This is a genomic window from Myceligenerans halotolerans (genome assembly GCF_054782975.1).
Map to the genome: position 1 here is coordinate 54,648 of NZ_BAAGRL010000025.1, position 13,905 is coordinate 68,552.

The 13,905-nt window shown below is 74.0% G+C and carries 13 protein-coding genes; 7 read left to right on the top strand and 6 right to left on the bottom strand.

The window, feature by feature from the left end; genetic code table 11:
- Window position 1: 1 nt before the first annotated feature.
- Window positions 2-2,944 (bottom strand): AfsR/SARP family transcriptional regulator, encoded by a 2,943-nt coding sequence (locus ACYVK5_RS16850; protein WP_460707082.1) that lies wholly within the window; start codon window positions 2,942-2,944, stop codon window positions 2-4.
- Window positions 2,945-3,201: 257 nt separating this feature from the next.
- Between ACYVK5_RS16850 and ACYVK5_RS16855 the strand changes: the two genes are divergently transcribed.
- From ACYVK5_RS16855 to ACYVK5_RS16870, 4 genes are read left to right on the top strand one after another with little or no spacing between them, the layout of a single operon-like run.
- The gene (locus ACYVK5_RS16855; RefSeq protein ID WP_460707084.1) at window positions 3,202-3,561 is read left to right on the top strand and encodes a hypothetical protein; all 360 of its coding nucleotides are present in this window, start codon (window positions 3,202-3,204) and stop codon (window positions 3,559-3,561) included.
- Window positions 3,537-4,058, top strand: a complete 522-nt coding sequence (locus ACYVK5_RS16860) for a hypothetical protein (RefSeq protein ID WP_460707086.1) — start codon at window positions 3,537-3,539, stop codon at window positions 4,056-4,058. Before ACYVK5_RS16855 ends, ACYVK5_RS16860 begins: the two co-directional genes overlap by 25 nt.
- Window positions 4,055-5,158 (top strand): quinone-dependent dihydroorotate dehydrogenase, encoded by a 1,104-nt coding sequence (locus ACYVK5_RS16865; RefSeq protein WP_460707088.1) that lies wholly within the window; start codon window positions 4,055-4,057, stop codon window positions 5,156-5,158. Before ACYVK5_RS16860 ends, ACYVK5_RS16865 begins: the two co-directional genes overlap by 4 nt.
- Window positions 5,155-5,376: a hypothetical protein gene (locus ACYVK5_RS16870; protein WP_460707090.1), complete on the top strand. Its 222-nt coding sequence runs from the start codon at window positions 5,155-5,157 to the stop codon at window positions 5,374-5,376. Before ACYVK5_RS16865 ends, ACYVK5_RS16870 begins: the two co-directional genes overlap by 4 nt.
- Before the next feature lie 84 nt (window positions 5,377-5,460).
- Here the strand turns inward: ACYVK5_RS16870 and ACYVK5_RS16875 are convergent, their stop codons facing one another.
- From ACYVK5_RS16875 to yczE, 3 genes are all read right to left on the bottom strand, one after another.
- Window positions 5,461-6,270, bottom strand: a complete 810-nt coding sequence (locus tag ACYVK5_RS16875) for a pyridoxamine 5'-phosphate oxidase family protein (protein ID WP_460707092.1) — start codon at window positions 6,268-6,270, stop codon at window positions 5,461-5,463.
- Between the two features lie 115 nt (window positions 6,271-6,385).
- Complete coding sequence (locus ACYVK5_RS16880; protein ID WP_460707215.1) at window positions 6,386-7,000, bottom strand: flavodoxin family protein; 615 nt, start codon at window positions 6,998-7,000, stop codon at window positions 6,386-6,388.
- 118 nt (window positions 7,001-7,118) lie between these two features.
- Window positions 7,119-7,793 (bottom strand): membrane protein YczE, encoded by a 675-nt coding sequence (gene yczE / locus ACYVK5_RS16885; protein WP_460707094.1) that lies wholly within the window; start codon window positions 7,791-7,793, stop codon window positions 7,119-7,121.
- Window positions 7,794-7,853: 60 nt separating this feature from the next.
- On the opposite strand from yczE, the gene yczR reads away from it, so the two are divergent.
- Entirely contained in the window at window positions 7,854-9,332 is a 1,479-nt protein-coding gene (gene yczR, locus ACYVK5_RS16890; RefSeq protein WP_460707096.1) for a MocR-like transcription factor YczR, read from the top strand.
- 190 nt (window positions 9,333-9,522) lie between these two features.
- On the opposite strand, the gene ACYVK5_RS16895 is transcribed toward yczR, so the two are convergent.
- Window positions 9,523-10,578 carry an LLM class flavin-dependent oxidoreductase gene (locus tag ACYVK5_RS16895; RefSeq protein WP_460707098.1) on the bottom strand — a complete coding sequence of 352 codons (1,056 nt, stop codon included), beginning with the start codon at window positions 10,576-10,578 and terminating at the stop codon, window positions 9,523-9,525.
- A gap of 99 nt (window positions 10,579-10,677) precedes the next feature.
- Here ACYVK5_RS16895 and ACYVK5_RS16900 point away from each other — a divergent pair, with 99 nt between their 5' ends.
- Window positions 10,678-11,691, top strand: coding sequence for an aldo/keto reductase family protein (locus ACYVK5_RS16900; protein WP_460707100.1), 1,014 nt, complete (start codon window positions 10,678-10,680; stop codon window positions 11,689-11,691).
- 72 nt (window positions 11,692-11,763) lie between these two features.
- Here ACYVK5_RS16900 and ACYVK5_RS16905 read toward each other — a convergent pair whose 3' ends face one another.
- Window positions 11,764-12,375, bottom strand: coding sequence for a DUF3043 domain-containing protein (locus ACYVK5_RS16905; RefSeq protein WP_460707102.1), 612 nt, complete (start codon window positions 12,373-12,375; stop codon window positions 11,764-11,766).
- A gap of 39 nt (window positions 12,376-12,414) precedes the next feature.
- Here ACYVK5_RS16905 and ACYVK5_RS16910 point away from each other — a divergent pair, with 39 nt between their 5' ends.
- The gene (locus tag ACYVK5_RS16910; RefSeq protein WP_460707104.1) at window positions 12,415-13,815 is read left to right on the top strand and encodes a M20/M25/M40 family metallo-hydrolase; all 1,401 of its coding nucleotides are present in this window, start codon (window positions 12,415-12,417) and stop codon (window positions 13,813-13,815) included.
- The last annotated feature ends 90 nt before the right edge of the window (window positions 13,816-13,905 follow it).

The window sequence follows — 13,905 nt, forward strand, 5'->3', positions numbered from 1 at the left end:
GCTATCCCGGCCGACGACGGCGGTCGTGGCGGCGCGGGCGCGAGCCGTTGCGTTCGTCGGGCGCCGCCCCGGCGACGAGCCGCAGTCTCGGGGCGAACCGCCCGGCGCTCCCGCCGTCCGGCGTCGGGCTGTCACCCTCCGGCGCCCGGCTGCCCTCCTCCGGTGTCCGGCTGCTCGGGCTGCCGTCCGGCCCCGGGCTGCCGTCCTGCGGCGTCGGGCCGCCGTACTCCGGCCTCGGGCTGCCCTCCTCCGGCCTGCGGGACGGGAGGGCGAGCGCGGCTGCGACCCCGTCCGCCTCGTCGGCGTGGGCGGCCGCGGCGTGGTGGTTGCCGAGGGCGTCCTCGGCCCGCGCGAGCCGGTCGAGCAGCTCGGCCGTGCGGAGCCGGTCACCCAGCTCGCGGCTGATGCCCAGGGCGCGGCGATAGCTGGCGCGGGCCTCGGCATGGCGGCCGGCGCGACTGGCGAGGTCGCCCAGGCCGCGGAGCGCGAACCGCTGACCCTCCAGGTCGCCGGCCCGCTCCTGGATGAGCAGGGCCTGGCGGATCAGGCCCGCCGCGCGGCCGGGATCCCCGGCGGAGAGGTGGAGGTCGCCGATGTTGTACAGGGCGAGGCCCCGTCCCCGGTCGTCGCCCTGCGCGGCGAACAGCCCGAGCGCCCGCTCGTAGCGATCCAGCGCCTCGGCGAACCGGCCCATCTGGTCGTAGACGACGCCCAGGTTGTTCAGGTTCCAGGCCATGCCGGGCGAGTCGTCGGCCACGCGGTGCAGGGCGTCCGCCTCCTCGTGCGCGGCGACGGCGTCGTCGAACCGGCCGAGGTCGCTGTAGGCGACGCCGAGCCCGTTGAGCATGCGGGCGCTGCCGAGCGGGTCGTCGCAGGCGCGGGCCGCCGCCAGGCCGAGCCGGTGGGTCGCCAGCCAGTCGTCCCAGTGCTTGCTCAGGTAGAAGTAGGCCAGCAGCGCTCCCGCGAGCCGCCAGGCGAGGTCCGGTTCGGCGCCGGTCGCGTGCCGGACCACCGCGACCAGGTTCGGCCGCTCCACCTCGAACCACCGCAGCGCCGCGCCCCGGTCCGCGAACGACGGCACCTGGGGCGGCGGCGGGCCCGGCAGGTCGACGGGCCAGAGGCGCGGGTCCACGACGCCGCGGGCTGCGGCGGCCGTGTGCAGGTACCAGGTGTCCAGCCGGTGGAGGGCCGCTTCCCGCTCGTGCGGCGGCTCGTCGGCGAGCGCGCGTTCCCGCGCGTACTCGCGCATCAGGTCGTGCGGGGACAGGCGGTCGTCCGAGTCCTGCTCGACCATGCCGGCACGGACCAGCGCCCCGATCACGCGGCGGGTCGCGGGGACGTCCGCGCCGGCCATGGCGGCCATCGCGGGCGGGCTCAGGTTGTGCCCGGGGTGCAGGCCGTACAGCCGGAACAGGCGGGCCGCCGCCGGGTCGGCGTTCGTGTAGGACCAGGAGAACACCGAGCGCACGGCGGTGTGCGGGTCGTCCAGGTCCAGGGTGTCCAGCCGGTCCTCCTCGGAGAGCTCGGCCGCGAGCCCGGCGACGTCCATCCCCGGGCGGCAGGACATCTGCTCGGCCGCGACGCGCAGGGCCAGCGGCAGCCGCGCGCATCTCTCCACGACCGTCGTGACCGCGTCCGGGTCGGTGTCCCCGGCCGCGCCGGCCATCTCCCGGAACAGCGCCACCGCCTCCGGCGCGGGCATCCGGTCCAGGCGCAGGCGGCGTGCGCCCTCCCGCACCACCAGCCCGGTCAGCGCGTCCCGGCTGGTGACGAGGGCCAGGCTGGACCGGCCGCCCGGCAGCAGGGGCCGCACCTGGTCGGCGGAGCGGGCGTTGTCGATCACGACCAGCATGCGCCGGCCGGCCACCATGGTGCGGAACAGCGCGGCCCGCTCGGCGCCGGCCGTCGGTACGGCAGAGCCCTCGACGCCCAGCGACCGCAGGAAGCCGGCCAGCGCGTCGTGGGGTGCCACGGCGTCGTCGGGCCCGTACCCGCGGAGGTCGACGTGCAGCTGGCCGTCGGGGAACCGGTCCTGGGCCCGGTGCCCCCAGCGCACTGCCAGCGAGGTCTTCCCGACGCCCGCGGTGCCGCTGATCACGACGACGGCGGGCGGTTCCAGGGCGTCCAGCTCGGACAGCTCCCGGGCGCGCCCGGTGAACGCGCCCACGTCGGGCGGGAGCTGCGCCGGCGGGGGGAGGTCCGGCGGGACCGGCGCCGGCGCCGGGCCGTCGGACTCGATCGGCTCGCCGGCCAGGACCCGCCGTTCCAGGTCGCGCAGCGGCGTCCCGGGCTCCACGCCGAGCTCGTCGATCAGGACGCGCCGGGTACCACGGAACACCGCCAGGGCGTCCGCCTGCCTGCCGCTGCGGTACAGGGCGGTCATCAGCAGCTCGGCCGGGCGCTCGCGGAGCGGGTGCCGGGCGACGAGGTCGGTCAGGCCGGCGACGACGGCAGCGTGCCGGCCACGGCGCAGTTCCGCCGCGTAGCGCAGCTCCACCGCGTACAGCTTCCGTTCGGCCAGGCGGGCGACGTCGTCGGTGAGGGCCGGGCGGTCCAGGCCGCCGAACGGCGCTCCCCGCCACAGCGCCAGCGCGGCGTCCACCAGGTCGACGCACCGCTCGGGCGATTCCTCCGCCTCCCGGATCAGCGAGTCGAACCGTTCGGCGTCCAGCTCGCCGGGCAGCACCCGCAGGCGGTAGCCGTCGTCCACGCGCGACAGCCGGTCCGGGTGCCCGAGCACCTGGCGCAGCCGGTGCACGTGCAGGTGCAGGCGCTGACCGGCCCGGTCGTGCCGCTCGCCCGGCCACAGGTGCTCGCTCAGCTCGGACACCGACACGGACTCGTTGGCACGGTTCAGCAGGACGGACAGCAGCGTGCGCTGCATCCGGCCCCGCACGGCGACGTCGCCGATCTTGATCGACCCCAGCACTGCGAACTCGACCATGACGGACCCCCTGGAAGGCGGCTGCGGACCGAGGGCGCGCGGAACGTCGCCGTCGGCCCACCGGATGAGGTGCCGGCGTCCGACAGGCTACTTCGTGGCGCCGGATTTGTGCCGAGAACTGCCGCATTCGGGTGCGGTGGCGGCGCCGTGCCGGGCGCTCGCCGTCGTCCCGCCCGACGGCGGCGTCTCGGCCGGTGAGAGGAGCGACACGTGGCGCGCGATTTCATCGCGCCCTGTGGCGCCGGTAGTCTTCCACCGTGCTGTTACCCCTCCTGATCCTGCTGGTGGCGCTCTGCGTGGCGCTCGGCGGGTGGGCCGCCTGGTTCGTCGTCAAGGATCGTGCGGTCATCCTCAACCAGCTCTGGGGCGGGGCGATCGTGGAGGGCGTGCTCATCGCGCAGGCCATCACGGCGGCGATCCGCAGCGCCACCGAAGCGCCGCCGTCGGACCCCCTCCTGTTCTGGGGGTACATGGCCACCGCCCTCGTGATCCTGCCCATCGCCGCCGTCTGGGCGTTCGCGGAGCGGACCAAGTGGTCGTCGGTGGTGCTGCTCGTCGCGGCGCTGACCGTCGCCTTCCTCGACTACCGCCTGTGGCAGATCTGGACGGGCGCGTGAGCGGGCCCGGCAGCGGCACGGGACGCGCCGCCGCCCGTTCCACCGGCACCGGGTTCGGCCGGGTGCTGGTGACGGTCTACGGCATCCTGGCGTTCGCCGCGCTGGGCCGCTCGTCCTACGAGCTGGTCACCAAGTTCACCGAGGCGCCCGTCGCCTACTCGCTGTCCGCGCTGGCCGCCGTCGTGTACGTGGTGGCCACGGTGGCGCTCGCGCTCGGCAGGTCGCCCCGGTGGCGGCGAGTGGCCTGGGGTGCCGTCGGCGTGGAGGCGGTGGGCGTGCTGGCCGTCGGCTCGGCGTCGCTCGCGAGCCGGGACGTGTTCGGTGAGTCCACGGTGTGGAGCCTGTACGGGCAGGGGTACGGTTATGTCCCGCTCGTCCTGCCCTTCGTCGGCCTGTGGTGGTTGTGGCGTACGCGCGGGCCTGCCGCGCACGGGGCCTCGGGCCGGGACCTCCCGGGCCGGGACCTGTCGGACGGATCGGAGGAGACCACGGCATGAGCTTCCCTTACTCACTGCTCTTCAACACCGTCTTCAGGCGGATGGACCCGGAACGCGCTCACGAGCTGGCGTTCCGGGGGATCGAGCTGCTGGGCAGGGTGCCCGTGGTGGCCGACGTCGTGCAGGGCGCGGTCGCCCCGTACCTCGGCCGCGGGATCGGGGGTCCCGGCAGTGTCCGCGCGTTCGGGCGCACCGTGGCCGCGCCGTTCGGGCTGGCGGGCGGCTTCGACAAGAACGGCCGGGCGATCCGCGGCCTGACCGCGCTCGGCTTCGGCTTCGTCGAGATCGGTACGGTGACCGCGCACGGCCAGCCGGGCAACGAGCGCCCGCGGCTGTGGCGCGAGCTCGACCTGCGCGGCGTGCGCAACCGGATGGGCTTCAACAACGACGGCGCCGCCGCGGCCGCGGAGCGTCTCCGGGCGCTGCGCGCCACGAAGGCCGGCCGGGCGATCGTCGTCGGCGCCAACATCGGCAAGACGAAGAGGACACGGCCCGACCTGGCGGCCGAGGACTACGCCCATTCCGCGCGGCTGCTCGCGCCGTGGGCCGACTACCTCGTGGTCAACGTCTCCTCCCCGAACACCCCCGGGCTGCGCGACCTCCAGGCCACCGAATCGTTGCGCCCCATCCTGACCGCCGTGCGCGAGGCCGCCGACGAGGCCACGGCCGCCCTGTCCGCCCGCGGCGGCCGGGTCGGCCCGCGCAAGGTCCCGCTGCTCGTCAAGATCGCCCCCGACCTCGCCGACGAGGACGTCGAGGCGGTCGCCGACCTCGCCCTGGAGCTCAAGCTCGACGGCATCGTGGCGGTGAACACCACGATCGGTCACGACCGCGGTCCGGGAGGCCTGTCCGGTCCGATCCTGCGCGCGCGTGGCGTCGAGGTCGTGGCGCGCCTGCGCAAGCGGCTCGGCCAGGGGCCGGTCATCATCGGCGTCGGCGGCATCACGTCCGCCGACGACGTCCGCGCCTACCTGCACGCCGGCGCCGACCTCACCCAGGGGTACACCTCGTTCGTCTACGAGGGCCCGTTCTGGGCGTCGCGGATCAACCGGGCCCTGACCCGGTCCGCAGGCTCGGTCGGCAGCGGGAGGCAGGGATGACCACACCAATCCGCCCCCGCTGGGAGTGGGCGCTGTACGACGACGACGACGGTACGCGCCTCCCCGAGCCCGTCACCCCGGTCTTCACCAGCCAGTTCGACGCCGAGCAGTGGCTGGGCGAGCACTGGCGTTCCCTGGCCGAGACCGGCGTGACGTCGGCGCAGCTCCACCACGAGGGCGACCCGGTCGGCCCCCGCGTGGACTTCCTCCTGTCCTGACGCCTCGTCCTGACTGAGGTTCAACAGGGTTTCGAATCCATTTACTCGGCCCTGAAGGGTCTGCGAGGCCCTGCTGAACGGTCCTCAGCGGCTGCGGAGTGCGCGCGCCAGGGCGGCGCGGCGGGTCGCGGCGCGCGTCGTCAGGTGGCCCGCCAGCGACGTGACCGACGGCGGGACCGGGGTGGCCTCGGCGGTGGACGGGTCGGCCAGGGGGGCGTCCGGGCGGAGGGCCAGGGGGAGCACACCCGCCCAGACGGCGGTGTCCGCGCCGCCGTCCGGGTCGTCGCCGGTGCCGGCGAACCGGACCTTGACGCTCGCGCGGTCCAGCGGCACGCGCAGCACGTGCGTGGCCGTCCGTTCCTTGCGCGTCGTGTCGCGGACCTCTGCCCGGCGGCCCGGCATGAGGTGGTCGCCCACGATCTGGAGGGCCTCCGCCTGCAGGTCCGCGGGGACGGGTGTCGCCCTGCCGAAGATCATCGCGCTGCGGTAGTTGGCCGAGCTGTCGAACAGCGACCTCGCGTACACCAGCCCGTCGACGTGGGTGACCGCGACGGACACCGGCACGCCGTCGTCCCCGGCGTCGAGGAAGAGTCCGCCGCCCGTCGACCCGTGCAGCAGCAGCTCGGGCCCCCGCCCCAGGTCGCCCACGCCGTACAGGAACGGCAGCACCACGGGCAGGCCGTCGCGCACGACGGCGACGTGCGCGAACATCCCGTCGGCCAGGATCTCGCGCAGCACGGCCGGATCGTGCTCCTGCCGCTGCCGCAGGCGACGCACGGTCATCGACGGCGCGCCCTCGTCGCCCGACGCCGGATCCGCCGCACCCCGGATCGCCGTACCGCCGCGGTCCGAGGTGTCGTGGGTCTCAGGCTGGGAACGGGTCACGTGCGTCATGTCCCGGACGCTACCGACCATCTGGTCCGGTCAGCGGTCCAGTTCGGCGCCGGTCGATCAGGCCGGTCGTGACCGGCGGCGCGGCCTCGTGTGGCGACGAGGTCTCCCGTGGCGACTACGGGCCGACGCGGACCGGCGCCTCGCGCGGGACGTCCGACGAGGCGAAGAACTCCGCGGCGCGCTCCAGCGTTCCGGGGTCGTCCAGGGCCTGACCCGGCTTCGAGCCGTTGGCCAGCAGCGCCCCGCCCCAGTGCATGCGCAGGCGGCCGGCGCTGTTGCGCAGGGTGCCGAGCAGCGGGTCGACCAGGGTGACGTCGTCGGACGCGTACGCGGTGACGGCCCACATCCGCTTGCCGCTCATCGTGCCCTCGAAGTCGCTGCCGGGCACGCGCATCCAGGCGGACCAGTGATCCAGGTACAGCTTCACGCTCGCCGACACGCTGTACCAGTACAGCGGGCTGACGACGACGAGATCGGTCGCCGCCAGCGTCTCCTCCCAGAGGGTGGCGACGTCGCCGACGGGCTCGGGATACGTGCCGTCGCCGGAGTGGCGGACGTCCTCGAAGTGCGGGATGTCGAGGTCGCTGAGCCGGATCCACTCCTGCCGCACGTCCGGGTGCAGGCCGGCCGCGGCGTGCCGCGCGAGCGCCTCCGAGTTCCCGCCCTGGCGCGCGCTGCCCAGGACGAACAGGATTCTGCGGTCAGCGGCCGGCGGCGGGCCTTGCAACATCTCCACGGTCATGACGTGCGCAACCGCGCGCGTCGGCCGATTCTTCCCGGCGGCGGCCCGGCGCCCACTGCCACTGCCGTCGGGCACGCGCCGGGGGGGGCGTGGAGCGCGCCCGGGTTCAGCCCACCAGCCCGCGCGGCGCCAGCCACTTCCAGGAGGACCACTGCACCACAGGCCCGATCGCCAGGGCGAACAGGACCGTCGACCAGCCGAACGTGCCGCCGAGCAGGATCCCGGTGATCACCACGACGGTCTCGATCCCCGTCCGGATCCGCCAGACCGGCCATCCCGTCCGCCCCACGAGCCCGGTCATCAGGCCGTCACGGGTGCCCGGGCCGAGCCGCACGCCGATGTACGCGGCCGTCGCGACGCCGTTGAGCACGATCCCCGAGAGCGCGAGCAGCACGGCGGCGAGCAGGCCGGGGTCGGGCGCCAGCCGGTCCAGGAGTGCCAGCGACGGGTCGATCGCCAGCGAGATGATCAGGGCGTTCGCGATCGTGCCGATCCCGGGCCTCTGGCGCAGCGGGATCCAGCAGGCCAGCACCGCGACGCTCACGATCAGGACGATCCAGCCGAACGACAGCCCGGTGACCTGCACGAGCCCTTCGTGCAGCACGTCCCAGGGGGTGTTGCCCTGCCCGGAGTGGATGATCATCGCCATCGAGAAGGTGAACAGGCCCAGCCCCAGCACGAGCTGCGTGGCGCGCCGGACGGGTCCGAAGCGCGGTGTGCCGGCCCAGGCCCCGGTCTCGGCGGCCCGCGGCGGCCCGGGGAGGGTGGTTCGTTCAGTCATGTGCTCAGCTTCCGTCAAATTGGTCTTGTACTCCATAGCCAATCAGGGGAGAGTGGCCCCATGTCGATCGCACCGGCCGCACACCGGCACCTCTCTGCCGCCGCCACCGCACGGCTGCTCGGTACCTGGCACGCGGGTGGCCCCGCGTACACCGCCCTGTCCGACGCCCTGCGCGCCGCCGTCCTGGCCGGAACGATCGCGCCGCTGACGCGGCTGCCGTCGGAACGTGAGCTCGCCCCGATCCTGGGCGTCTCCCGGACGACGACGGCGGCCGCGTACCGCCGGCTTCGTGATCTCGGGTTCGCCACCAGCAGGGTCGGCTCCGGCACGGTGACGCTGATGCCCAGCTTCGCCGAGGCGCCGGCGGGTGGCGACGTCGCCGTGCCCGATGCCGCCGCCACGCTCGGCGACCCGCTGGCCCCGCGCAGGGGAGCAGGCCCGGGCGTGCCGTCCGGCGTCGGACGCCTGATCCTGCTGAACCAGGCGACGGCGCCCGCCGTGCCGGAGGTGGGGCCCGCGTTCGAGCGGGCCCTGGCCGCGCTGCCCGAGCATCTCGCGCACGGCGGGTACGCGCCGTACGGCCTCGCGCCCCTGCGGGAGGCCGTGGCCGCGCGGTACCGCGAGCGCGGGGTGCCGACCACGCCGGACCAGGTGCTCGTGACGACCGGCGCGCAGAACGCGATCTCCCTGGTGGTCCGCACCGTGCTGAAGCGGGCGGACACCGCCGTCGTGCAGTCGCCGACGTACTTCCACGCGCTGGACACGCTGCGCGAGGCCGGGGCCCGGCTGGTCGGTGTCCCCGCCGGGTACGACGGCCTGGACGTAGAGCTGCTGGAGTCCGCGGTGCGGCGTACCGGGGCGCGGCTGGTGTTCCTCATCCCGGACCACCACAACCCCACCGGGACCTCCCTGTCGGCCGCGGAACGGGTCGCGGTGCGGGAGATCGCCGAGCGGACGGGGGTGACCGTCCTCGCGGACGAGACGCTGACGGACCTGGCGCTGTCCGGGCCGCCGGACGCGAATCCCGCGTTCGACGGCGACGGGAGCTCGTCGCGCCTGATCACGGTGGGGTCGACGTCAAAGGCGTTCTGGGGCGGGCTGCGGATCGGCTGGATCCGGGCGCACCCGGACGTCGTCGCGCGGCTGGTGCGCACGAGGCAGAGCACGGACATCGCGACCGCCGTGATGGAGCAGCTCGTCGCGGCGGACCTGATCGGGCTCCGCGACGAGATCCTGCCCGGGCGGCGCGTGTGGATCCGTGAGCGCCGGAACCAGATGGTGCGGGCGCTGCGCGCGGAGCTGCCGTGGGAGGTGCCGCTGCCCGGGGGCGGTCAGTTCGTCTGGGCGGACCTGGGCAGACCGGTGGCGCACGCCTTCGCGGCGGCCGCCGCGGCGGAGGGGGTGATGGTGAACGCCGGTCCGACCTTCACGCCGGACGGTTCCTCCCGGGACCGGATCCGCCTCACCTTCCCCCACACCCCGGACGTCCTGGACGAGGCGGTCCCGCGCCTGGTGCGAGCCTGGCACCGGCTCCGCTGACCGGGCCGGCAGGCAGGCACCGGCCGGCTCTCTCAGCCAAGTGCTGATCCTGGTTCAGCAGGGTCGCGCGGACCTTTCGGCGCCTCTTGAATGGATTCGAAGCCCTGCTGAACTGCCCTCAGTGGGATGGTCTGGGCTTGGGCTTGGGCTTGGGCTTGGGCTTGGGCCTGGGTCTGGGCCGGGGCTGCGGTCAGGCGGCGAGGGTCTTGGACAGGAGTTCCAGGGTGCGGGCGCGGCCCGGGGTGGTGTCCAGGGGTTCGGACTTGCGGGACCCGGCGGCCGGGACGACCATCACCTCGTCCACGCCGTGGGCCGCGGCGAGGCGGCGCAGTTCGGTGGCCGCCGAGGCGGCGTCCCCGATGAGCCAGCGCTCGGACAACGCCTCGATGGTGCGTGCCATGACGTGGTCCGGGCTGTCGGCCAGGGCTTCCTCGACGGTCTCGACGGGGCGCATGGCGCGGCCGGTGCGCATCCGGGCGAAGGCGCGCAGCTGCGGGAGTGCGCGCTCGCGGGCCTCGTCGGCGGTGTCCGCGACGACGGCGTTGATCGTGAGGAAGGTGCGCGGGACGGGGTGCGCCTCGCTGGGCGTGTAGTTCTCCCGGTAGAGCCGCACGGTCTGCTCCATGCCCTGGCCGGCGAAGTGGTTGGCGAAGACGTAGGGCAGGCCGAGCTCGGCGGCGAGCCGCGCCGAGTAGTCGCTGGACCCGAGCAGCCAGACGTCGGGGGAGCCGGCGGCGGCCGGGGTGGCGCGCACGTCGTAGAGGTTCCCGGACGTGAGGCGCAGGCGCGCGCCGTCGGGCCGCATCATCGTCAGGATGTCCGTCACGTGCTGCGGGAACTGCTCCACGTCCGCCGTCGGACCCGAGGAGCGCAGCAGGGACGAGACCACCGGGTCGCTGCCGGGCGCGCGGCCGAGACCGAGGTCGATCCTGCCGGGGGCGAGCGCCTCGAGCGCCGCGAACTGCTCGGCGACGACGAGCGGCGCGTGGTTCGGCAGCATCACGCCGCCCGAGCCGACGCGGACGCGCTCCGTGCGGGCGGCCGCGGCGGCGATCATGACCGGCGGGGAGGAGGCCGCCACGCCCGGCATGTTGTGGTGCTCCGCGAACCAGTAGCGGGTCATGCCGAGCCGGTCCGCGAGCGTGACCAGGTCGAGGGACGCGGCGAGCGCCTCGGCGCTGCTCTGGCCGGTGCGCACCGGGACCAGGTCGAGGACGGAGAGCTGCGGGGACGTGTGGGTGCTCATCGCTGTGGACAACCGGCCGGGCGGGGGGTGTGTTCCCTTGACGCGCAACCGCGTCGATTCGATTCGAGCAGGGCCGTGGGGTGGTCATAGGGTGCTGGCATGGTCAACTACCGGTACCTCGGAAACAGCGGTCTCAAGATCACGGAGATCACGTACGGAAACTGGCTCACCCACGGTTCGCAGGTGGAGAACGACATCGCGACGCAGTGCGTGCGCGCCGCGCTCGACGCCGGCATCTCCACGTTCGACACCGCCGACGTGTACGCCAACACGAAAGCGGAGCAGGTCCTCGGCGACGCCCTGAAGGGCGAGCGCCGCGAGTCACTGGAGATCTTCACGAAGGTCTACTGGCCCACCGGCCCGGGCGGCCCCAACGACACGGGCCTGTCGCGCAAGCACATCATGGAGTCCGTCAACGGGTCCCTCACCCGGCTCGGCACGGACTACGTGGACCTCTACCAGGCCCACCGCTACGACACCGAGACGCCGCTCGAGGAGACGATGCAGGCGTTCGCGGACATCGTCCGGCAGGGCAAGGCGCTGTACATCGGCGTCTCGGAGTGGACGGCGGACCAGATCCGCGCGGGTGCGGCGCTGGCGAAGGACCTGGGCTTCCAGCTCATCTCGTCCCAGCCGCAGTACTCCATGCTGTGGCGGGTCATCGAGGACGAGGTGGTCCCGGCGTCGGAGGAGAACGGCATCTCCCAGATCGTCTGGTCGCCCATCGCGCAGGGCGTGCTGTCCGGCAAGTACGTGCCGGGCCAGGAGCCGCCGGCCGGCTCGCGCGCGACGGACGAGAAGGGCGGGGCCAGGATGATCTCGCGCTTCATGAAGGACGACGTCCTGGCCGCCGTGCAGAACCTCAGGCCGATCGCGGACGAGCTGGACCTGACCATGGCACAGCTCGCCGTGGCGTGGGTGCTGCAGAACGACAACGTGGCGGCGGCGCTCGTGGGCGCTTCCCGCCCGGAGCAGGTCGCGGAGAACGTCAAGGCGTCGGGTGTGCAGATCCCGGCCGAGCTGATGAAGAAGATCGACGAGGCCCTGGACGGAGTCGTGGAGCGCGACCCGGCCCGGACGGCGGAGGGCGCCCCGCAGCAGCGGGTCGCCTGACGGGGCTGCCTCGGCGGCGGGCCGGGCAGCGCCGCCCTGAGGGACGGCCGCCCGGCTCCCGCCCCCGGGGCGTCAGCTCGGGAAGTTTCCGTGCTTCTTGTGGAGGGGCCGGGGCAGGCGGGAGCGGCGGATCTGGTAGGAGCGGGAGACCGCGTACATCATCGTCCCGCCCGGTACCTCGCCGAACTTCGCCAGCAGGCGCTTCTTCAGGCCCCGCCACATGACCACCGCGTCGGCGATGGTGAGGAACAGGAAGCCGTACATCCCGACGAACAGCACGATGGTGAGCTCGGCCAGCTGGCTCGCGAGGAACGAGCCCAGCAGCATGACGATCGCGACCGGCAGGAAGAACTCGCCGAGGTTCCAGCGCGCGTCGACGTGCTCGCGCGCGTAGGCCTTGACCTGTCCCTGGTCCCGGGGCGGCAGGTGCTTCGCCATCTTCGCGTCGGCCGGGTTCTGCATGGCGGCCATCGCGAGGTCGCGGGCCTTGCGGTCCTTCTCCCGCGCGGCCTGGCGCGCCGCCTTGCGGTCGTCCGGTACCAGCGGGCGCTTGTTCGCGGCCTCCGCCTCCTTGCGCTTCGGCGTGGCGCGGCCCTTGCCCGACGCCGGCCGGCCGGTCACCTCGTCCGGGGTCTCGCCGACCGGGGTCACGTCAGAGTTGGTGGACTTGCTGCGGGAGAACACCGAACAATCGTAGTCGCTGTCGGACCCGCCGCGGGTACCGTGGGCCGCGTGACTGAACCGATCACCCCTTCCACCGCGCCCGCCGACGCCACCGCGCTGCGCGAGCGCGTCGCCGACCTGTTCCCCGCACTGCGGACCGACCTCGAGTCGCTCGTACGCATCCCGAGCGTCGCGTTCTCGGGCTTCGACCAGGCCCACGTCGCGGCATCGGCCGACGCCGTCGCCGCACTGCTGCGGGACGCCGGCCTGCCGGACGTGCGGATCCTGCGCGCCCGCAAGCCGGACGGGTCCGACGGCGCCCCCGCCGTCGTGGCGCGCCGCCCCGCCCCCGAGGACGCACCCACGGTGCTGCTGTACGCGCACCACGACGTCCAGCCCCCGGGCGACGCGGCGACCTGGGACACCGAACCGTTCGAACCCACCCGGGTGGGCGAGCGCCTGTACGGCCGCGGCGCCGCCGACGACAAGGCCGGGCTCATCGCCCACCTCGGCGCCCTGCGCACCCTCGGCGAGGACCTCGCCTGCGGCGTCACCGTGTTCGTCGAGGGCGAGGAGGAGGACGGGTCGCCGTCGTTCCGTGCGTTCCTGGAGGAGTACCGGGACCTGCTCGCCGCCGACGTGATCGTCGTGGCCGACTCGATGAACTGGAAGATCGGCGTCCCGGCGCTGACGACGTCGCTGCGGGGCCTGGTCGACGGGTACGTCGAGGTCGAGGTCCTGGAGCACGCCGTGCACTCCGGCATGTTCGGCGGCCCGGTGCTGGACGCCCTCACGCTGCTGAGCCGCGTCGTCGCGACGTTCCACGACGACGCCGGGAACGTGGCCATCGAGGGCCTGGTGAGCGCGCCCGAGCCCGCGGTCGACTACTCCGAGGACGACTTCCGCGCGGACTCGTCACTGCTGCCGGGCGTCGAGCTCGCCGGGACCGGCTCGATCGCCGGGCGGCTGTGGTGCAAGCCGGCGCTCGCGGTCCTCGGCATCGATGCGACGCCGGTGGGCCAGGCGTCGAACACCATCACGCCGAGCGCACGCGCCAAGGTGTCGCTGCGGCTCGCGCCGGGACAGGACCCGGACGCCGCCGCGCAGGCGCTCGAGAAGCACATCCTCGCGAACGCGCCGTTCGGCGCGAAGGTGATGTGGACCCTGAAGGAGACGGGCAAGCCGTTCCTCGCCCCGGGCGACTCGGCCGCGATGCGCGCGGCGCGCGACGCGTTCGCGACGGCGTGGGGGACCGAGCCGGTCGACATCGGCGTGGGCGGCTCGATCCCGTTCATCGCCGACCTGCTCGAGGTCTTCCCGGACGCGGCGATCCTCGTCACCGGCGTCGAGGACCCGGACTCGCGCGCGCACGGCGCGAACGAGTCGGTCCACCTCGGCGAGCTCGAGAAGGTGGTCCTGGCGGAGGCCTTGCTCCTGAGCAACGTCGCCAAGGGCCTCTGACCCGCCGATCGGCTGCCGACGCCGGCTGCCGACCGCCAGCTGCCGGCTGCCGACGCCGGCTGCCGACGACCATGAGGCTGCTTACGCTTC